Origin of the sequence: Shewanella hanedai (assembly GCF_007197645.1) — a bacterium.
Taxonomy (GTDB): domain Bacteria; phylum Pseudomonadota; class Gammaproteobacteria; order Enterobacterales; family Shewanellaceae; genus Shewanella; species Shewanella hanedai.
The window spans coordinates 301040-320191 of record NZ_VKGK01000001.1; the positions used below are offsets into that span (position 1 = coordinate 301040).

General features: G+C 37.6%; 22 protein-coding genes and 1 pseudogene. 22 read left to right on the forward strand and 1 reads right to left on the reverse strand.

All coding sequences use genetic code 11. The annotated features are described in order from the left end of the window. Positions 1 to 243: 243 nt before the first annotated feature. Positions 244 to 934, forward strand: a pseudogene (locus tag FN961_RS26005) (hypothetical protein); the annotation flags it as partial. A 151-nt stretch (positions 935 to 1085) separates the two neighbouring features. Here the strand turns inward: FN961_RS26005 and FN961_RS01100 are convergent. Continuing rightward, on the reverse strand, positions 1086 to 2414 hold the full coding sequence (locus FN961_RS01100; protein ID WP_143562701.1) for an esterase/lipase family protein: 1329 nt from the start codon (positions 2412 to 2414) through the stop codon (positions 1086 to 1088). A gap of 542 nt (positions 2415 to 2956) precedes the next feature. On the opposite strand from FN961_RS01100, the gene FN961_RS01105 reads away from it, so the two are divergent. From FN961_RS01105 to FN961_RS01205, 21 genes are all read left to right on the forward strand, one after another. Beyond that, a complete protein-coding gene (locus FN961_RS01105; protein ID WP_229814589.1) occupies positions 2957 to 3220 on the forward strand; it encodes a flagellar biosynthetic protein FliQ in 264 nt (87 codons plus the stop codon). Positions 3221 to 3226: 6 nt separating this feature from the next. After that, positions 3227 to 3970, forward strand: coding sequence for a flagellar biosynthetic protein FliR (locus tag FN961_RS01110; RefSeq protein ID WP_143562702.1), 744 nt, complete (start codon positions 3227 to 3229; stop codon positions 3968 to 3970). A gap of 2 nt (positions 3971 to 3972) precedes the next feature. Further along, positions 3973 to 5031: an EscU/YscU/HrcU family type III secretion system export apparatus switch protein gene (locus FN961_RS01115; protein ID WP_143562703.1), complete on the forward strand. Its 1059-nt coding sequence runs from the start codon at positions 3973 to 3975 to the stop codon at positions 5029 to 5031. Further along, a complete protein-coding gene (locus tag FN961_RS01120; protein ID WP_143562704.1) occupies positions 5028 to 7070 on the forward strand; it encodes a flagellar biosynthesis protein FlhA in 2043 nt (680 codons plus the stop codon). The genes FN961_RS01115 and FN961_RS01120 overlap by 4 nt, the downstream gene beginning before the upstream one ends. A 1-nt stretch (position 7071) precedes the next feature. Then, on the forward strand, positions 7072 to 7719 hold the full coding sequence (locus FN961_RS01125) for a flagellar hook-basal body complex protein (RefSeq protein WP_143562705.1): 648 nt from the start codon (positions 7072 to 7074) through the stop codon (positions 7717 to 7719). Further along, complete coding sequence (locus tag FN961_RS01130) at positions 7720 to 8481, forward strand: flagellar hook-basal body protein (RefSeq protein ID WP_143562706.1); 762 nt, start codon at positions 7720 to 7722, stop codon at positions 8479 to 8481. It begins immediately after the preceding gene. Further along, complete coding sequence (gene flgA / locus FN961_RS01135) at positions 8482 to 9339, forward strand: flagellar basal body P-ring formation chaperone FlgA (RefSeq protein WP_143562707.1); 858 nt, start codon at positions 8482 to 8484, stop codon at positions 9337 to 9339. A 1-nt stretch (position 9340) separates the two neighbouring features. Continuing rightward, complete coding sequence (locus FN961_RS01140; RefSeq protein WP_143562708.1) at positions 9341 to 9889, forward strand: flagellar basal body L-ring protein FlgH; 549 nt, start codon at positions 9341 to 9343, stop codon at positions 9887 to 9889. After that, the gene (locus FN961_RS01145; protein WP_143562709.1) at positions 9889 to 10995 is read left to right on the forward strand and encodes a flagellar basal body P-ring protein FlgI; all 1107 of its coding nucleotides are present in this window, start codon (positions 9889 to 9891) and stop codon (positions 10993 to 10995) included. The genes FN961_RS01140 and FN961_RS01145 overlap by 1 nt, the downstream gene beginning before the upstream one ends. Before the next feature lie 10 nt (positions 10996 to 11005). Further along, positions 11006 to 11341, forward strand: a complete 336-nt coding sequence (locus FN961_RS01150) for a hypothetical protein (protein ID WP_143562710.1) — start codon at positions 11006 to 11008, stop codon at positions 11339 to 11341. After that, positions 11341 to 11724: a flagellar basal body rod protein FlgC gene (locus FN961_RS01155; RefSeq protein ID WP_143562711.1), complete on the forward strand. Its 384-nt coding sequence runs from the start codon at positions 11341 to 11343 to the stop codon at positions 11722 to 11724. The genes FN961_RS01150 and FN961_RS01155 overlap by 1 nt, the downstream gene beginning before the upstream one ends. A 2-nt stretch (positions 11725 to 11726) precedes the next feature. Then, complete coding sequence (gene fliE / locus FN961_RS01160) at positions 11727 to 12020, forward strand: flagellar hook-basal body complex protein FliE (RefSeq protein WP_143562712.1); 294 nt, start codon at positions 11727 to 11729, stop codon at positions 12018 to 12020. A 23-nt stretch (positions 12021 to 12043) separates the two neighbouring features. After that, on the forward strand, positions 12044 to 13348 hold the full coding sequence (locus tag FN961_RS01165) for a flagellar M-ring protein FliF C-terminal domain-containing protein (protein WP_185972680.1): 1305 nt from the start codon (positions 12044 to 12046) through the stop codon (positions 13346 to 13348). Between the two features lie 61 nt (positions 13349 to 13409). Beyond that, positions 13410 to 13655, forward strand: coding sequence for a hypothetical protein (locus FN961_RS01170; RefSeq protein WP_143562714.1), 246 nt, complete (start codon positions 13410 to 13412; stop codon positions 13653 to 13655). After that, positions 13655 to 14374, forward strand: coding sequence for a hypothetical protein (locus FN961_RS01175; protein WP_143562715.1), 720 nt, complete (start codon positions 13655 to 13657; stop codon positions 14372 to 14374). Before FN961_RS01170 ends, FN961_RS01175 begins: the two co-directional genes overlap by 1 nt. After that, complete coding sequence (locus FN961_RS01180) at positions 14349 to 15686, forward strand: FliI/YscN family ATPase (RefSeq protein WP_143562716.1); 1338 nt, start codon at positions 14349 to 14351, stop codon at positions 15684 to 15686. The genes FN961_RS01175 and FN961_RS01180 overlap by 26 nt, the downstream gene beginning before the upstream one ends. Then, a complete protein-coding gene (locus FN961_RS01185; protein ID WP_143562717.1) occupies positions 15683 to 16114 on the forward strand; it encodes a hypothetical protein in 432 nt (143 codons plus the stop codon). The genes FN961_RS01180 and FN961_RS01185 overlap by 4 nt, the downstream gene beginning before the upstream one ends. Further along, positions 16107 to 16883, forward strand: a complete 777-nt coding sequence (locus tag FN961_RS01190; protein ID WP_143562718.1) for a hypothetical protein — start codon at positions 16107 to 16109, stop codon at positions 16881 to 16883. The genes FN961_RS01185 and FN961_RS01190 overlap by 8 nt, the downstream gene beginning before the upstream one ends. Further along, complete coding sequence (locus FN961_RS01195) at positions 16884 to 17291, forward strand: flagellar hook assembly protein FlgD (protein WP_143562719.1); 408 nt, start codon at positions 16884 to 16886, stop codon at positions 17289 to 17291. Positions 17292 to 17303: 12 nt separating this feature from the next. Further along, the gene (gene flgF, locus FN961_RS01200) at positions 17304 to 18482 is read left to right on the forward strand and encodes a flagellar basal-body rod protein FlgF (RefSeq protein WP_143562720.1); all 1179 of its coding nucleotides are present in this window, start codon (positions 17304 to 17306) and stop codon (positions 18480 to 18482) included. Then, positions 18482 to 19147, forward strand: a complete 666-nt coding sequence (locus FN961_RS01205) for a hypothetical protein (protein ID WP_143562721.1) — start codon at positions 18482 to 18484, stop codon at positions 19145 to 19147. Before flgF ends, FN961_RS01205 begins: the two co-directional genes overlap by 1 nt. The last annotated feature ends 5 nt before the right edge of the window (positions 19148 to 19152 follow it).

Genomic DNA, 19152 nt, shown 5'->3' on the forward strand with positions numbered 1-19152 from the left:
TATTGTAATATTGGTTGGTAGACTTTTACATTGATGATTTTGTTATTTTATCTGTTTTTCTAATTCAACGTGGATTTTTAATATGGAATATAAATATTTAATACTGTGTTCTAATCATAATTATAGATTTTTTGATTAAGGCGGTGCTTTTCTGTATCGCTAGGGGGCGACTAAGCTTACCTTATTATCTGAGTTTTGTAATCGGTGAGTTGTTATGCCAACCCCGAGTACTCTTAATCCAGAATAGGGAAAGTTAGTATCGAAGACGCGCCCGCGCACCATTGTTGCAGTAGGGTTTCTAGACGTGCATTTCTCTTTGGAGATGACAGATATACTGGCAAAAACTATGCCCACAGACAAGGTCGGGTAGAGTCACAGTTATTTAATCTAGGTAGTTTTTTACAATAGACCAAGCGGCTAAGCTGTAATGTCTAATCACCTACATGTCGTACTTCTAGCCGATATCTATCAAGCAAATAGCTGGACTGATATAGGTGTCGTGATTCGCTGGCATCGATTGTTTAATGGCACTGACATCACTCAGAAGTTTGCTAGAGGGTGAAGTGGCCGCAGACCATGGCGTCACTGAACTGAAAAACTCAATCGTAATATATCGAAGTCGACTGAGCTATATCTCTTGCTAACGCCTTCAAAAGAGTTGCGTTGCCTCAATGAGCCAATCGCGCGCATGGCAAACAAAGAAGATAAATGTACTGGTCGCTTTATTCGCTACAATCCATGGCGCTCACCCTTCGAGTCAGCTAAAGCTATTCTAATTCATTCCAGATGAATTGGTGGGGGCAAGTCACAGGCCTTGCTTGATGAGATAGTCCTATTAGTGTGTATGGCTTAAGCCGACCCAAACCCCATTCGCGCCAAGATGGCCAAAACGCCAGAAGGTTCTGCACACATGAGCATCACAGTTTTCATTAAACACTACATTCAGGTTGGGCAAGTTTGCATGGCTGGTTTTTAATAAAGATATTGTTTTTGAAGGTACTGTAAACTTTTCTAATTTAAAGACAACATGTCTGGGAAGACTACAAACTTCCCCAGCATGATATAGTAAAATATTGAGCCGTTATTTAGTGCTGATAGGTATCCAGCCACTGTCTAATTTTGTACCTCTTGGGATATGACAGTGTCATATGTGCCTCATTGGAGTCAGCAAAAAGGACTTCGCTAAAATTATTCTCATTGCCGTCTATTGCAGAACTGCTTGGGACAAATGCGTGTCGTTGTCCGGTGAATACGTAAGGGGTGATAGGATGTGGTTGGTCCATAATCATATTGGAGAAGGTTTGATAAAAATCAGCATAACCACCATTTACATTATCTAAACTTGGCTTTGTATTGATTCGGAAATACTTGCTTCCCCCGTTATACCAAGCTCTGTAGAGCTTGAAGTATGTCGTTTGCTTTTGAGTCGGATATCCTTGAGTTAAGTTTCTTGAACCATTGGCAAGTGCAAGTGTTGGAATTGAATCCACATGTCCAACAGAATTTAATTGTGATTTAAGGTAGTCATGCCTACTCGAACCGATTGTGAATACCAATTCTTTAAAAGTTAACGTATTCATTTTGGAAATGATTGATTTCAGCTCACGTCTTGCTTGTCTACAATCAGCGCTTAAACCACATAATGTAGTGTCAACTTTATCTAACAGAGAATGAGTCGTATCCAGAATAGTTTTAGGGAAGTTAATACCTCGATAAGGGGCGTCGAAAGAAATGAAAGTCGATATTTTGTAGTCATTTAATTCGTTAGTATTTTCTAACTTGGCAAGTGCATAACGTGATACAACGCCTCCCATAGACAGCCCTACAACCGATGTAGATGTTACGGTATTTACATCCTTAAGCATTTCAAGGAGACGCCTAAGGCCTTTGGCGTTGTATGTTACACCAGAGTCTTGCTTATCGTATCTGTATAGTATGACATCGTACCCAGCTGTTCGAAGGCTACTTAATAGACCACCATTATTTACGTCAGAATAATAATCGGATGCACTGTAGTTAGTATCTGATAGTGAGAATTTATAGGGCTGCACTACGACTACAGGTTTATCAAGTATATTATCTCCACTGCGATAGATGTTTGCTGTGCCATATTTAGTCGTATATTCTATCTCCTCCCAACTTGCACACCACCCTCCCCTAGAGTTTATCCTGGGACTACCTCCTTCTGGCACCCATTCAGTGCATACCGTTTCGCTTCTTGTTATCGAGATATTCCAAATATTGCTATGGTTGGACCTTGTCGTTAGCTCGTTACTTTCTGGCAATGAATTGTGAAATAAATTAATGGCCGAGTTTGATTCTTTATCTAAATGGTACTCATCCAATATTGTAGTAGCAGTTGCGAATTGAGATAAAAATAATGAAGTTAATAGTAAACTTTTCCCTGAACTCATATATTCCCCTTGGTTTTATTTTAAATTTATCTATTGTTGTTTTTAAATGTCTTGTCAAGATTTACTATATTGGCATTTTTTACACTTTGATAGGGCAGTGGTTAATATATGTAATCTTATTTAATTTATATATTTATAATGTTATTTTTGCAAAAAAAAACAAATGTTTAATGAAGGGAATAATATTTAGGAGCGAGAGGGGGGGGGCTAAGGGAGACTACTCTATTGATAATTATGCATTATTAGAGCTGGTGATAATCTATAAGTAGTTAATGTTAGGGAAAGGATTGCCTGAACTAGGTTAAGCATTAAAGCTTATCATAATCACTATAATAAATGGAGGTGTACCTTCATAACTGATTATTTTTATTGTGTTTGTTGTTTTTTTTAATTTAATGCTGGAGTAATTTACTTATTTTTGATATTAATAGGTTTCAGAGTGTTCCATTTCTGTTAAGTTGCAGTTGTTTTAAAGCGTGGTAAATGTAAATGGATGTTATGTTGTGTCTCAATGGAAGCAATTCAAAAAGGGAGATCCGTTAATGGAAAACTCCTCTATGTTAGCTTATCTATCTGAATTTTTTTGGGTTTTATCTAAGCTAGCTATGCCAATACTCGCCACCGCTTTGGTGGTAGGCCTTTTAATAAGTATTTTTCAAGTTGTTACACAAATCCAAGAAATGACACTGACATTTGTACCTAAGCTGATTGTTGTATTACTGGTTGTAGGCGTATTATCAGGTTGGTTGTTAGAAACTATAAAAATCTACGCTATATCAACGATTAGCCAAATTTCTGAGTTTTAAAAAGTAATGGAATATTATTTTAAAGTATTCTTTTTGTTTTACTTCCGAGTAGGCGTTATTTTTTGGTTGCCATTGGTTGGCCCTATGTCGAGAATACCTAAAACTGTCAGGTTTATCGTTGTTAATGTGTTGGTTATTGCTGTTTTTCTTCTACAAGGGAGTCAAGGAGTAAGAAACCCAATTTTAGATACTCATCCTTATATTTTGTTACTTGGGATGGAGTTTGTGACTGGGTTAGTATTCACCTTGATATTAACGGTACCAGCAGTCGTATTATTGTTTTTAGGTCGAACTGTTGATATGCAAATAGGCCTAGGTGCTGCAGGTATATTTAATCCGACAAGTAAAACGCAAGATTCACTTTTAGGGGCATTGTTTTCTTTTTCTGCTCTTACATTGTTTTGGGCACTAGGGCTACATCTAGATGTCATTGAAATACTTATAGAAAGTACAAAGGTGTTACCGTTAGGTCAGGTATATAATGTAAGTTATAAGGTTTTTATGGAATATTTTTCAACATCTTTTGTTTTGGGCCTTATGCTCTTCTTTCCTGTTATTACTTCATTATTTATTGTCGATGTTTGCTCGGGGATTGTATCTAAAAGCATGCCACAAATGAGTATCTATTTTGTCATAATGCCTTTGAAAATATTGATAGGTTTTATTGTATTAGCTATAACGTTGACAAATTTATCGTCGCATTTTGAAATGCTAGTTAGGTCACCTGTTAAATTTCTGGTAGGACAGTAAGTATGTCAGATGAACATAAATCAGAGGAAGCTTCTCAATATAAACTTAAGGAAGCACAGAAACGCGGGCAGATCCCTAAGAGTATAGAGCTGAATGGTTGGCTTTTAGTTTTGATTTCTTTGGCTTACTTTTTCCTATTTGCGGAACAATTAGGTACAGAGTTAATGTCTAATATTAGTCATTACTTACAAATACTTAGTTATATGGATATTAGTAATGATTACTTGTTAATCGCTAAAGAGATATTTTATTCTCTAGCTGTGTTACTTGTGCCATTTTTTTTAATTCTTATTCTTTCCACTGTAATCATAAATGTTTTGTTTAACGGATTTATTTTTAGTTTTGAGCCTCTTACACCTAAATTTGAAAAGATGAATCCCATAAAAGGTTTGAAAAAAATATTTTCGAAGAAAAACTTATTTGAGTTAGTAAAACAAACGGTTAAGTTAAGTTCAGTGGCAGCCTGTTGTTATTTATTATCTTTTGGTGTGATAGAAAAATTACTCTTTGCTAGCCAGACACTTGTATCGTCAATGCTTGGTCTGACTTTATCACAGGAGGCACTAAGGCTTGGTTTCTATATCTTAGCGGTTACCTTGCCGCTTGTTCTACTTGATGTGTTGTTTACTCGATGGGATTTCAAGAAACAAATGATGATGAGCTCAAGAGAGGTCAAGGATGAATACAAAAAGAAAGAGGGTGATCCTCAAATTAAATCCAAGCGTAAAGAAGTTCAGAAGGAACTGGCAAAAAAATTAATTGCTCTAGGCAAAGTTAAAGATGCTGATATCGTTATTAATAATCCAACTCATATTGCAGTTGCGATAAAATTCGATCCAAAAACGATGATAGCACCAATTGTTGTTGCCTCAGGTCGTGGCATTTTAGGTAAGTTTATTCGCCGTATTGCTGTTAAGCATTCTTTAATGCAGATAACTAATATTTCTCTTGCTCGGCGCTTGTATAAACAAGTCGGAATTGGCCAGCCTTTACCTGCAGAGTATTTTGATGAGTTTGCACCTATATATCGAAAAATCCTTGGAATGGATGAAACTAAATGAAGATTAAACTGAGGGATTACGGCTTTAGAGGTGATGTGTTTTTTGCCATAGGCGTCATTGCAATTTTGATGCTTCTGTTTGTACCCATTCCTGCAGTAGTGCTTGATGTTTTGATTATTCTTAATATTAGCTTTGCTTTGTTAATATTACTTTTGACCTTTTACTCTGAACGCCCATTAGATTTCTCAACTCTGCCTTCTGTTTTACTGCTAGTGACCCTCTTTAGGTTAGGGTTAAATATATCATCTACGCGACTTATTCTTACTGATGGTAATGCAGGTAAAGTTATATCTTCTGTCGGTTCATATGTTGTTGCAGGGAACTATGTAATTGGTTTGGTAATATTTTTTATTTTGGTTGTGGTGCAGTTTATTGTCGTTACTAATGGTGCTCAGCGAGTCGCCGAAGTGACAGCTCGTTTTACTCTTGATTCTATGCCTGGTAAGCAAATGAGTATCGATGCTGATTTAAATATGGGAATTATTGACGAGAAGCAGGCTCAGGAGCGTAGAGCTTATATTGAAAAAGAAGCTAACTTTTATGGTGCAATGGATGGTGCTACAAAGTTTGTAAAAGGAGATGCCATTGCCAGCATTATAATTATTTTAATTAATATTATAGGAGGGCTTGCTATTGGAGTAGCGCAAGCTGGACTGTCATGGCAACAAGCGTTACATATATATACTTTGCAAACAGTTGGAGATGGCATTGTAACTCAAATTCCCTCATTAATTATAGCTGTGGGAACGGGCATTATTATTACTAGAGCCGCAACTCAAGGTAATCTCTCCGAACAATTATTTAGCCAGATCATGACTCATCCACTTACGTTGTTTATTGTTGCCGTAGTGATTGGCTCTGCTGCTTTGCTCCCAGGCCTACCAGCTCTGACATTAGTATTTGTGGCGTTAACTTTTTCTGTTCTTGGATATTTTGCACATCAAAAAAACAAACTGAAATCCAGTAGTTTAAATGAAACTGATGCTAAGGACGAAATTAATAATAGAAATCAAGATAGTATGCTTGAAGTTTCATTTGAGTCTAAGATATGGGAGCAGTTACAGCCAATTCAAGATGAATTACTGCGGCAGTTTGTACGATTTAAGTCTGAGTTTGAAAGTAAGTATGGTTTATTTTTACCTGAATTAAGAATGACCGAAGATAATAAATTGAAGAGTCATGAGTACTCTATTCGGATTTCCAATATAGAGCTTGCTTCAGGTTCCTTGCACCCAGATAGAATGATGGTGATAGATTCGCAGAATAAGCTCGATAAAAATATGGGAATTGAAGCAAAGGAGCCGGCATACGGTCTAAGTGCATTATGGATTTCACCGGACAAAGCTAAGGACGTTAAGCAAGGGGGAATGACTGTAGTAGAGCCAATCACTGTGCTGATGACGCATGTTTCCGAGTTTGTAAAGTCTCATGCTGAGGAGTTTGTGACTCGCAGTTTTGTTGATCAACTTGTAACTGAACAACGGGAGTTGAATGAAGCACTCGTTTCTGAAGTTATCCCTACTCAGTTAGCTATTGCTGATATCCAGCAGATTTTCACTAAATTAGTTCAAGAAAAAGTGTGTTTACATAATGTTGCTCATATCTTTGAGGTTCTAGCCGACAAAGCTCGTCATGAAAAAGATGTTTTAGCATTAACTGAGTGGGTAAGGCATAGATTAAGAAATCAAATAACGAGCCTGTTATTAGATGATAATAGAACACTGAATATTATTTCAATTGCACCATTGTTGGAACGTTCTTTATTGAATGGCACAAATAATTTGGTTGAAAAAGGGCTTCAGATAGCTCCAGCTGACTTAGAGAATTTAGTACAGCAGACCGTATTCTTTGTGGAGAAAGCAATATCTATTGGAGCCGAACCAGTATTATTGGTTAACCCTGTTATTAGACGCCCATTATGGCAGTTATTAAGTCGAACAGTCCCTTTGTTACATATTATCTCTGTAAGTGAAATACCCCACCATATAAAACTTAATAGTCTTGGTATTATCCAAGCCAATAATCAGCAGGCGGCTTAGTATGATAGAAGCTGTAGTTATTGATGGAATAAATTCACAGTTACAAAGTCTTAAGGCTACCGGCAATAATGTAGCCAATGCCGGTACTCCTGGATATTTGAGGCAAACTAGCTTTAGTCAGGTTTTAACTGGCCAAATAGAAACAAAGTCTCAAGTCAGTAGTGAACAATTGGTAGGGTCTATTAGACAGACTGGCAATTTATATGATTTTGCCATTTTGGGAAAAGGTTTGTTTGTTGTTGAGCAGCAAGGGGAACTAAGACTAACTCAGGACGGTCGTTTCAAGTTAAACGATATCGGAGAGCTAGTACATATCTCTGGAGCTAAAGCTATGACGCCTGATGGATCTCTCGGGATTAATATTGAATCAAATCAAATAGCACAAAGCCTTTGGACTGTGTCAACTTCAAAAGCATATGTTGATCTACAGCCGATGGAGATGGGCCTTTATCTTGCGAATTGGAGTGATTGGGAGACTAATGATGGCAGTAAGGTTTTGGCACAAGCAATAAATTATACCGAACATAATGCGACTGCAGATGTGCTTGAAATGATGCGAATTCAACGCGCAGTTGAATCCTTACAAAAAGCTTATCAAACCTATGATGCAGCGATTGGTTATGGAATTTCTGAATTAGGGAGAAGGTAAATGATAGACGCTTTATACATTGCAGAATCAGGGCTGGATGCAAAACAGAAACAACTCGATGCGATAGCTCATAATATCGCAAATGTCACTACGCCTGGTTATAAGGCTAGCCAAATTAATTTCTTAACTGTTGTCCAGGAAGAGCGGAATAACGCTGGGGATATACAGAGTTCGCAAGGTTTGGGTGTCATGGGGCGTCAATCTGCTCTTGATATGACTGCTGGAAAAATGGAACAAACTGGTAGAGCTCTTGATATTGCAATTAATGGTGCGGGTTTTATTGAAGTTGAACAAGTAGGTGGAAAGCTTGTTTATTCAAGAGGTGGTCGTTTAGCTACTGATTCACAAGGGTATTTAAGTACTGGGAATGGGCTCAGGTTAGCTGCGATGTTACAAATACCACCTGATGCCGAAAATATAATTATTTCTAATGATGGGGTGTTAAGTGCAAAATTGTCCGGAAATAACACGATTGAAATAGGTCAAATTCAGTTAATTAATTTTACTGATATGTCAGCAGTTAAAGCCATCGGTAATAATTTATTTGAAGCAGATAAAAGTGCTTTAAATTCTGCCTATTATGGAAATGTTGGTGAGGCCGGAATGGGAATAGTTCAACAAGGTATGTTGGAGTCTTCTAATGTGTCGATGAATCAAGAGATGATGAATATGATGATGGCGCAACGTAGTTATCAGTTAAATGCTAGGTTAGTCCAAGTATCAGACCAGATACTAGAAACTTTGAATAATTTAAGACGTTAGATGCGACTTTTAGTCATTCTTCTTCTTCTTTCTTTCAACACTCAGTCACAAGCGGTGGAGAGAGTGGTGCGCGGGTATTCTCCGCTGATGCTATCTGATTTATTTCCTGAAGCCAAAGAGCAAGATAGAACTTTACTCCCTGAGCCTGTAAAAAAATGGATCCGTTTAGGTGAATACCTTACATCCGAGGAACTAAAGCGCTATTCGGCCTCAGGAAATAGCACTGTTTGGGTTGATAAATGCGAGCAAGTTGATGGAAAAATATTGAGGAATAAGATCACCTCTTGGTTGACTAAACAAGCTTGGTCGAATTCATTAAGAATAAGCAAAGTCACCTTAACGGATAAAAGGTTGTGTAGTGATTGGTTGAGCGTGGACCAATTTTCATTATTAAACTCACAGTATATTGGAAGAAAAATTTCATTAATAAATACAGATAAACCGTCAAATGTTTTAACTATTTATTTATCAGCTGAGTATCGTGTTTGGATAAGTGAAGTAGGAATAATGGCTAATACATTATTACGTAAGAATACTTTGGTAAGTAGTTGGAAAGTATTAATGAATAGTGTCAGCTTAAATGATTTAACTATAGATCTAGCACTTGATTGGAAGACTCGTAAGCCAATCGAGGCCGGTCAAATAATCTCCGGTAATATGTTAGTACAATCGGCAATAGTGGAAGTGGGAGATCAAGTGACTGTCTTTCTTGTTAAGGGGGGCTTAACCATTGATGTCACAGCTAGAGCATTAGGTCGAGGTTATGTGGGGGATCAGGTCCTAATTTTAGTTGATGGAGCTAAGTCGCCAATTAAGGGGGAAGTTGTGCATAAAGGAGTAGTGAAAATTGGTGCTTAGAATGTTGTTACTATTATCTTGCTTTACTTGCTCTGCAACAGATCTTGTAGAGGTCGATAAACTTAGAGCTCTTACTGCGGATAAAAGAGCCGTAGGGGTTGGTGATGTAGTAACCCTGCTTGTTTTTGAAGATGCTAAGGCGGGTTCAAGTGCTAATTTAAAGGAGCAAGGAGAATTTGAAATGTCAGCTGGTGCTAACCGAGACGAGTTAGCTTGGCAATATGGCTTAGGGGCTATGTCTTCTAATAAAGGAGATGCTGCAACTCAGAGAAACGGTTTTATAAAGGCATATATCACCGTTGTCATTCAACATGTTGACCCTAACGGATTATTTTTAGTTCAAGGAACTCAAAGATTACAAATAAATGGTGAAGAGCAGGTTATTTCAGTAAGTGGAAAACTAAGAAAGAATGATATTGCCGCTAACAATACAGCACTTTCATCAAGACTGTTGGACGCCAGTATTAGTTTTACGGGTCAAGGTACTGTAAGTACAGGACATGATTCTAATCTCTTCAGTCGTTTTTTCCGTTGGCTTGGGGTGTTGTGATGAATTGTCGTAAGTTGATTATATTATTGCTTTTATTTTCTATTCCTACGTTTGGTAGTGCAAGCCAAGTGACGGTTAAGGATGTTGCTCGTATATATGGTGTGAGAGACACAGCTTTGGTTGGTTATGGTCTTGTGACTGGCTTGGCTGGGAGTGGGGATTCCGCTCGATTCTCATCTACGTCTCAGTCACTTAAAAGTGTGCTGCGCTCCTTTGATGTGAATATTGAAGATAAAGAAGTACAAAGTCGCAATGTTGCTGCTGTGATTGTAACCGCTTCAATACCTGCTTTTGCGGAGATAGGGGACAAGTTAGATGTACAGGTAAGTTCTTTGGGAGATGCACGGAGTTTGTCTGGTGGTACATTATTATTAAGCCCCTTGAAAGCTCCAAATGATGTGATTTATGCGCTTGCCCAAGGGCAAATAACGGTTGGGGGTTATCGTTTTGAGGAAGATCAAAATGTAATGGCTAAAAACCATGCGACCGTAGGTAACATAACTCGTGGAGCCACGACTGAACGTTCAGTCGTGGCAAGTATTTTTTCTCAAAATGGCTCTGTTTCATTAATACTCAATACCCCCGATTTTACAATGTTAGATAATGTGACAATGGCATTAAGGCATGAATTCCCGAGACTTAATATCCAGCCAGTCCATGCCGGGAAATTAGATATTGGCGGTGATGGTTTATCGTTAAGCCATTTAGCAAAAATAGAGCAAGTTAAAATAAAAGTTGCACAGTTTGCCAGGATCGTAGTGAACGAAAGGTCAGGTATTATTGTTTCAGGTTCTGATATACCAGTTTCAAGTGTTGTCATTAGCCACGGAAATCTTAACTTGAAAATAAGTTCAACCCCCAGAGTTTCACAACCAGACAGTGTTTTTTTTGGTGACCAATCAAATATTAAAACAGTAACAGTTAGAGATACTGAAATTCAAGTTAATGAGCAGCAACAAGCCATTTATATTAATAAAAATACGACAACTATTGCAGAGGTTGTTTCTTCGTTACAGAAACTCAATATATCGACTAGAGATATGATCTCTATTCTAGAGGGACTTAAGAGAAGTGGCGCTTTACATGCTGAAATAGTGATCCAGTAAGGAATTAAGTATGCAAGTTAATCAAATTTTAATGGAAGCGATGCAAGTGGCTAAATCTCAGCACAAGCATACAGCTATTCAGATTGCTCAATACAATAATCTAGAAGTTGAGCACTTATCTAGGGTTGATTTTGGACGAGTGTTGAGCGACTCCCTACAACAACCGCAAAAGAGTACTGATAGTTTGATTATTCAAAATAGCCAATATGTTAGTCGAGATTATATCTCTTTAGATCAACTTACTGCGGAGGCTTTAGATTCTAGTGGGAAATATAAGGTTTTGACAGAGATGCTCAATCGTCGTCTTGGATTAATGTCTATCGCTGTGTCTGGGCAGGAAAGATAATGGCTGAACTAGACGTAAAATCAATAGTACAAACTGGTATGGCATTCGAAAGAGTCAGAATTGAAGCTGCCTCTTTAAATATTGCTCGAGCAAATGCGGTCTCTGCAAATACATCTCAAGTGGAGCCTCTTTTTATGGCAACGCTGTCAAGTAGTGAGCTATTACCTGAGAACGTAAAGTTGACCAGTTACTATAAAAACAAAGCCATTTACCAACCCGCTCATCCGCTTGCAGATAAACAAGGATTTATTTATAAGCCCGATATCGACTTAGCACATGAAATGGTGACATTAAGTAGTGCAAAGAGAGCTTATGAAGCCAATATAAAAGTTTATAACAGTTATAAAGAAATGTCTGCCAAAGCATTAGAAATAGGGAAATAACAGTGGAAGTTGAAGCGATTGAAATCATAGGTAGCCTCTCTGAAAAGATGCAAGTCACATCATCTCAAGTACCAGAGTCTTCTTTTGTAGATCTTATTGGTGAAGGAGTCAATAAGGTAAGTAAAGATTTGAATTTAGCGAGTGAACTGGTGGAAAAGTATGCTCGCGGTGAACAGGTCGAAGTAGATGAAATCATGATTGCTATGGAGCAAGCACAGTTGTCATTGAAATTAGCTGTAGAAGTCAAAAATAAGTTGACTGCTGCGTATCAGGAATTATTCAGGATGCAGGTTTAGAGCCTAAATAAGAGATGAGCAGTATGGATAAGATAACAAATAAAATAAGATTTTTGATTATTAGTGTGAGCTTGGTATTTATTACGTTAATAGCATTATTTTGGGTACTTCAGGATTCTAAGCAAGTGCTCTTTTCTGGTTTATCTCAAACGACATTAATGGAGTATGTTGCTAAATTGGAAGCCGAAGGAATAGCTTATCAGGTTGAAGGGACTTCAATTTTTGTTGCGGCTTCTGATAGTAATCAGGCTAGAGTTGCAGCTATGGAAGATAGTATACAAAGTAATAAAATTACAGGTTTCGAGCTATATGAAAATAGTGATTTAGGTGCGACAGAACGAGCACAGCATGCAAATTATATTCGTGCTCTTCAGGGAGAGATTGAACGTACACTAACAGGTTTTAGCTATGTAAAAAAAGCGAGGGTGCACTTAAGTTTGCCTCGTAAAAAATTGTTTATGAATGAAGAAAAGTTAGTTAAAGCTTCAGTTACTTTGTTTTCAGTAGATAATTACCAGCCTAGAACTGCTGATATTTCAGCTATAAAACGACTAGTAGTGTCTGCTGTTGAAGACTTAAAGATAGAACAAGTCGTAGTGATTGATGGAGCCGGTCAATGGGGAACTTTTGATTCTCAAGCAAGCACTGATGCACTTACTTTAGTTCTTCGTAGAGATACTGAGTCATATCTTGAACAAAAAATATACCAAGTATTAAGTCCTTTTTTCCCAACTTCGAGTATATCCGCTTCAGTAGCGGTTAAGTTAAATACTAATACCGTTAAAATACATGAGACTAAGGCGATAAAAGGAGAGAAAGGCCCAGGTTTGATTAGTTCTGAAATTAGATTCGAAGAGACTCAGCTGAATGCAGAAAAGAAACCAGAGTTAAAGTCGCTACGTAGTGAAGTTAACTATGCACATGGCGCATTGACGCAGGAAATTGAACAAGCACCAGGAGAGATCCTTAGGTTAACAGCTGCAGTTTCTATTAATGCTAAAGTTGAACCTGAGTTTCAGGCAGAAATTTCACAACTAGTCGAAAATACGATCGGTTTCGATACAGAGCGTAATGATAGAGTTTTAGTTAGTTTTTTCTTTTTGCCTAAAAAAGAACAAGCGGTAGTGCTCCCAGTTATTGCAGAGCCTGTAGTCATTAAACAGGTTGTAGATCATCGTTTGTGGATTTTTAGCCTGATTGGATTAGTGACTCTATTGTGTATGGCTACAGGCATCTTTTATTTTATCAATAAAAGAGAAAAGACGGATCAACGTTTATTAAGCCAGATTGATTATTTATTTGACGATAAGGTTAATCAGAATGCGTGAGGTTGTATGGAAAGCTGCCGTGATCTTATTGTCCGTAGATCGCACTAAGCGGTTCAGACTGATGAAGAAGATGACTCCAGATCGTGCAAACGAAATCAAACTTGCATTAAAAAAAATTGAGCGGTTAGAGCTTACTTTTGATGATTTTACCAAGTTGAAGTTGCCGATCTGTGCGTTTGAATGTGAATCCACTGATGAGGTCAATTGGTTACGAGCTCATGCCCGTGATAATGGAAACTTAAAAACTAAAGAAAAAGCCAAGAAAGCTTTTCTAAGTTTACTTAGTGAAAATAGAGGGCAGGCGTAATGACTAAAGTGCAGAGCTTCCCTTGGGCAATAGAGCCTATATCAAAATCAGAATGTGAAAATAAAGTGGCCAAGCGTACCACTGAATCCATGGTTTTAGAGATAGAAGCGAATTTGAAGCAATTGCCACCGGAGGTGAGCTCACTCTTACTGCAACCTTATATTGAAGAGTCTCTTTCGTTTCATCGGGCCAAGTTAGAAACTTGCTTAGCAGAACAAATGCAGGATAAATTGGAAAGTGAATTACAAGTTAGAGTGGATTTAGCTGTAGCGCCATTAAAGAAGAGTATTGAACTTGAAGAAGGTAAACGTAGATATAAAGTTGAACAGTTAGTTGAGCATTTTATGGCTCCAGAAATTGAGAGTACTCAAATAGAATCAGAACACGTACTAGCATTGGCGCTAACTATTTCTGAGAAAATATTAGGTCAAAAAGTTATTTCAAAACCTTGTTACAATTCATGGGTTGATAGCATACTTGGAACGGCTCAAGGGCATTTAATGCCTACATTAAGTATTAATCAGCAAGACTACGATATGCTATTAGAATATGACTTAATAGAGAAAATTAATAAAAAAGTTGAAAGTATTAAGGTTGTGGAAGTCGCTAATTTTAGCTTTGAAATTGAGTCTATTCGTGGGCAGAGTGGCCATGATTCATTAGCCATATTGTTACAGCTGCAAATTTGGTTAAATGGCCAAGGAAATTATAGTGATTAACCTTACTCAATTACAGGATGTAACGACAAGGTATCATAGCGGATACATACTATCTAGCGAAGGACTTATGCTCGTGGCTTCTTTACCACAAGCATTTGTTGGTGAGCTTTGTACTATAAAACGTGCAAATGAATCACTCCCAGATATTTATGCTGAAGTTGTCTCAATCTCAGAGACCCAAATAAAGTTAATGCCCTTTCAGTCTGTGAGTGGAATAAGCTTTGGTGATAAGTTAGTTGGTAGAGGTACTTCTATTAGTTTACCCATGGGATCGAGTATGTTAGGTCATGTTGTTGATGCTTTTGGTGATCCTCTAGATGGTCAGAAATTAAGTAAAGCCCCCATGAAAACAGCAGCTTTAGCGTCACATATTAATCCATTAAGTCGAACTGCTATTGTAGATACCTTGCATACGAGAGTGAAAGCTTTGGATAGTTTTATTCCTATTGGTAAAGGCCAGAGAATAGGGATATTAGCTGGTAGCGGAGTAGGGAAGAGCACTTTACTTGCAATGTTGAGCGAGAGTTGTGTTCGGCAAAATTCAGTGGCTGTGATTGTACTGGTTGGGGAGAGAGGCCGTGAGGTTGAAGAGTTTGTTAACCTGCATATGTTTGATGCGATGCGTGATCGTGCTGTTCTTATAGCCGCAACTGCAGAAGAAATGCCTGTTACAAGAGTACTTGCTGTTAAATATGGTTTAGCTTTAGCCGAGTCTTTGTCACATGAAGGTAAAGAGGTCGTTTTCGTTGTTGATTCGCTTACTCGAGTTGCTATGGCTCAAAGAGAAATCGGTTTGGCTATTGGAGAGCCACCAACCGCGAAAGGATACACACCTTCTGTTTTTTCTTTATTACAACGTATCGTTGAGCGATGTGGTGCATTTCGTGAACGAGCTTCGATTACTGCTTTATTTAGTATTTTGGTCGAAACTGATGATTTTGATGATCCAATAGTAGATACCTTAAGAGCTGTTTTAGACGGTCATATCGTGTTGGATAGAGAGTTAGCTGAACAAGGTCATTTTCCTGCAATTGATGTGCTACGAAGCGTAAGCAGACTAACGACTAACTTATTTGATTTGACAAAGAAGCAGTTAGCACGTGATGGGAGAGTGCTTCTGTCTGAATACAAACAAAAGAAGATGATGATAGAGATTGCTGAAGCTGAAGGTAGTTTAATTGGTAAGTTCAAACATTTAAAAGATAGACATGATTTATTGATTAAATGGTTACAACAAGAAGAGTTAAGTCAAACACCGGTGAAAGAATTGGACCGACAATTGATGGATATTTTAGAAGTAAAGTTCACATGACGGTGAATCGGCTTTGGAAATTGAAAAAATATCGAGATAATCGACGAATTAATTTTGAACTGCAAAATTTGAAGTCATTTATTGAGATAAAAGAGCAAAAACTGATGACTTTGTGTATTCAGCAGAAGTTACTGGGTGCCGATCATGAAATTAAAGATCACGCTAGTTTACAAATTGCAGCAGTTAATTTAGCTTGGCTAGAAGGCGTTGAAAAAAATATTAATGTTTTACAAGAAGAATTAATTGGACTGAACCTTAGTAAAGTAGATAAAGAAAAGTCGCTGCACCTTTTAGAGCATGTTATAGATGAGATTGATAAATTAATCGACCGTGAAGATAAGGTTGTTTGTCGTAATGATTTAAAAGTAAAAGACAAGCAAGTTCAATCTTGGTTGTGTGAAAGTTTAGCTAGGAGATTGTATGATTGAGTTTGAACCTGTTAATCAGACCTTAAAGTTTCCCGAAAAACCTACTGGTGAGTCTAAGGATAATAATCAATTTTTTATCACTCGATTAAATACTAAACCATCGAGCCAAGACATATTGGATAAAAGCAGTATTGATAGAAAAGCAGTTGTGGATGTTTTACCTGATAATGGCCCTTTGACGACAGAGTTGTTAGAACAGTGGCAAGATTCAACAGATATAGCCTCCTCAATGTTGCCTTACGCTTTATATGGGGGTCAACAGGGAGATGTTAAACCAGGTTTAGGCGGTACAAACGATGGGGTAAAACAAACTCCTGTCTGGCTTGCTGTTGGTAGTTATCAGATTCAGACATTTAATGCGGTAAACACCGCAAACGAAGTGATATATAAATTTGGAAATGACATTAGTGGTCATAGTACTTCAGATACAGTGAGTCATTATAAAAATGTATGGTCTGAATTTCACAGTGGTAAATTTAATGGTGTTTTGACAACTAATCTACAAAGCCTTGGTGTCAATGGCGTTACTAATAATCAATCTAAAAATCATAAAGCTATTGAAGTATCAGGTATCAATTCATCTTTCTGGAAAGCATTAGAGCTGACTTCTGTTCGAAGGTTCACAGTTGCTGAGCACTTAGGGGTTCGTACTGCAAGGGTCAGAGATTACTTTAGCGCTGATGTTAATATTGAATATACAGAAGTGTTTGAAAGTTTAAATATAGATAGGTTGATTATAAATGGTAATTTGCATAGGGAGAGGAAATAAATGGATATTCAATCTATCGGTGGGAACTCATCTACTGCTAATAGCACACAAAGTAACATCAAATTAGATGACTTTTTACAATTGTTTGTTGCTCAATTGAATTATCAAGATCCACTGGAACCTGTTAATAACAGCGAGTTTTTAGCTCAGTTAGCACAGTTTTCTTCACTTGAGATTAACCGACAGAGTAATGATAATTCCTTATCTCTTCTAGCCATAGGGTCCTCTGATCAGGCACTAGGTTTAATAGGAAGAAGTGTTGAAGTTAGTACTCAAAGTGGTCAAGCATTTATTGGTGATGTTACTGGAGTTAATTTTACTCAAGAAGGTCCCATGCTAACTGTCAAAGGGGCTGACAATTCTCTTTTAACTGATATTAAGTTAGGCCAAATTACTGTAGTTAAATAAAAGGAAATTAATATGTTACAGGCTTTCTATACTGGCCTTTCAGGTCTCAATAGTTATTCACAGAATTTAGATAATGTGAGTAATAATATCGCAAATATGAACACAGCTGGGTATCGTGGAACGGATAGTTTTTATCAAGCTTTAGGTGGAGACAGTGGGAAACCGGGTTTAGGGTCACAAATATCAGGTTTAGGGTATCGCTTTTCTGTGGGTGACATAAGGCAGACTGGCAATGACTTTGACCTAGCAATTACAGGTACTGGATTTTTTGCGTTGTTGGATAATGACCAGGTCTTTTATACGCGAACAGGCCAATTTGAATTTAATGAAGATAATGTATTAGTTGATAAGAATACTGGTTTTAAAGTCGCTGGTATTGATAGTGATGGGCAATTAAGTGAAATTAATCTTAGTAGTTATCTAGCTATAAAACCAACAGCAACATCCAAACTGACACTTACTGGAAACTTGTCTCCTTTAGATGATGTGCATCAGATCAGTAGCGCTAAAATGATTAACGCCTTAGGTGAAGAAGTGGACTTGAGTATTAAGTTTACTAACGAAAAAGCAACCTTTCCTAACCAGTGGAAAATCGAGATACTTGATGATACTGGAAATGTGCTTCATACCGATTCAGTAAAATTTGGACCTGATGGCACACCTGAAGTTGGAAGTGGTAAATTCATTTTTAATCTTGCTGATAGCACTGGTAGCACGACTCCTGTAAATATAACAGTGGGCACTATTGGTGACTTTTCCGCAGTGACTCAAACAAGTGCGACAGGGTCTGACTCTAACGTATCATTGCATGCAGTAGATGGTAAGGGAATAGGTCAGTTACTTAAGCGTAGTTTTGATTCAGAAGGAAAAATAACATTAAATTATAGCAATGGTGACAAATCTACTCCACTGACTATAGCTATGGTTGATTTTGATGACATTAGAACTCTGGAAGTGGACTCAGGAACATTATTTAAAGCCAATGATACACAAAGTCGAGTCGTGGGAAAAGCTGGTGAAGGGCGCTTTAAGCAATTTGCTACATCGAGTATAGAGATGTCAAATGTTGATCTTTCACAAGAGTTTGCTGACATGCTTGTTATTCAAAGAGGATACCAAGCAAGTTCTCGTATATTGAATGTAGCAAATCAAATGATTGAACAATTGTATGAAAACACTCGAGGGCGCTAATGATTGCTTTGAGGCTACCAAATTGCTGGTCTAAATTTGAGCGAGAGAAGACTGAGGCAAGTTGTACTGAAGAGATTTTTCATTGGTCGAATGAATGGTTTTTAGAGCCTTTATGTGAAGTCAAATGGCATTGGAATAATACACTTTTCAGTTGTGCAACACAGCATTTAGAGGTTGAAGACCTTGACTGTCAGTGGTTGAACCTGGCTCATTATGCTATCACAGGGAAAAGCTTAGCAGTTTCTGCAACGAAAAGGCTATCTTTGCTTGCTGACCAAATGCAGAAAGAGTTGTATCAATCGTGTGGTGTCCTTGAGCCCCATCATCAGTGTGCAGCAATAATAGAGATTCGGTTATATCAAGATTTGACTTTGTATATGTCGATATCAACAGAATACATGCCAAGAAAAACTATTGAGGAGCAAGGAGCTGTTTCTGGTGACATCATAGATAAAATGTTAGGTGAACAACGAGTAACGTTACATTCTAGCTTAGAGAGCTTACCTATGAATCTTGAGCAAATAAACTCCCTTAAAAATGGAGATAGAATTATGTTGAAACATCGATGTGACTCTGAGGTGACGTTACTTAATAAATCTTATAAAACTAACGTTAGTGGTTTTTTAGCCAGTGTTATGGGTAATAGGGCTATAGTCGTAAAATGAGAGGT

Bases quoted from the DNA above. Each gene is read 5' to 3' on its own strand.
- FN961_RS01100 (WP_143562701.1), bottom strand. From the start codon at position 2,414: ATGAGTTCAGGGAAAAGTTTACTATTAACTTCATTATTTTTATCTCAA.
- FN961_RS01105 (WP_229814589.1), top strand. From the start codon at position 2,957: ATGGAAAACTCCTCTATGTTAGCTTATCTATCTGAATTTTTTTGGGTT.
- FN961_RS01110 (WP_143562702.1), top strand. From the start codon at position 3,227: ATGGAATATTATTTTAAAGTATTCTTTTTGTTTTACTTCCGAGTAGGC.
- FN961_RS01115 (WP_143562703.1), top strand. From the start codon at position 3,973: ATGTCAGATGAACATAAATCAGAGGAAGCTTCTCAATATAAACTTAAG.
- FN961_RS01120 (WP_143562704.1), top strand. From the start codon at position 5,028: ATGAAGATTAAACTGAGGGATTACGGCTTTAGAGGTGATGTGTTTTTT.
- FN961_RS01125 (WP_143562705.1), top strand. From the start codon at position 7,072: ATGATAGAAGCTGTAGTTATTGATGGAATAAATTCACAGTTACAAAGT.
- FN961_RS01130 (WP_143562706.1), top strand. From the start codon at position 7,720: ATGATAGACGCTTTATACATTGCAGAATCAGGGCTGGATGCAAAACAG.
- flgA (WP_143562707.1), top strand. From the start codon at position 8,482: ATGCGACTTTTAGTCATTCTTCTTCTTCTTTCTTTCAACACTCAGTCA.
- FN961_RS01140 (WP_143562708.1), top strand. From the start codon at position 9,341: ATGTTGTTACTATTATCTTGCTTTACTTGCTCTGCAACAGATCTTGTA.
- FN961_RS01145 (WP_143562709.1), top strand. From the start codon at position 9,889: ATGAATTGTCGTAAGTTGATTATATTATTGCTTTTATTTTCTATTCCT.
- FN961_RS01150 (WP_143562710.1), top strand. From the start codon at position 11,006: ATGCAAGTTAATCAAATTTTAATGGAAGCGATGCAAGTGGCTAAATCT.
- FN961_RS01155 (WP_143562711.1), top strand. From the start codon at position 11,341: ATGGCTGAACTAGACGTAAAATCAATAGTACAAACTGGTATGGCATTC.
- FN961_RS01165 (WP_185972680.1), top strand. From the start codon at position 12,044: ATGGATAAGATAACAAATAAAATAAGATTTTTGATTATTAGTGTGAGC.
- FN961_RS01170 (WP_143562714.1), top strand. From the start codon at position 13,410: ATGAAGAAGATGACTCCAGATCGTGCAAACGAAATCAAACTTGCATTA.
- FN961_RS01175 (WP_143562715.1), top strand. From the start codon at position 13,655: ATGACTAAAGTGCAGAGCTTCCCTTGGGCAATAGAGCCTATATCAAAA.
- FN961_RS01180 (WP_143562716.1), top strand. From the start codon at position 14,349: ATGGCCAAGGAAATTATAGTGATTAACCTTACTCAATTACAGGATGTA.
- FN961_RS01185 (WP_143562717.1), top strand. From the start codon at position 15,683: ATGACGGTGAATCGGCTTTGGAAATTGAAAAAATATCGAGATAATCGA.
- FN961_RS01190 (WP_143562718.1), top strand. From the start codon at position 16,107: ATGATTGAGTTTGAACCTGTTAATCAGACCTTAAAGTTTCCCGAAAAA.
- FN961_RS01195 (WP_143562719.1), top strand. From the start codon at position 16,884: ATGGATATTCAATCTATCGGTGGGAACTCATCTACTGCTAATAGCACA.
- flgF (WP_143562720.1), top strand. From the start codon at position 17,304: ATGTTACAGGCTTTCTATACTGGCCTTTCAGGTCTCAATAGTTATTCA.
- FN961_RS01205 (WP_143562721.1), top strand. From the start codon at position 18,482: ATGATTGCTTTGAGGCTACCAAATTGCTGGTCTAAATTTGAGCGAGAG.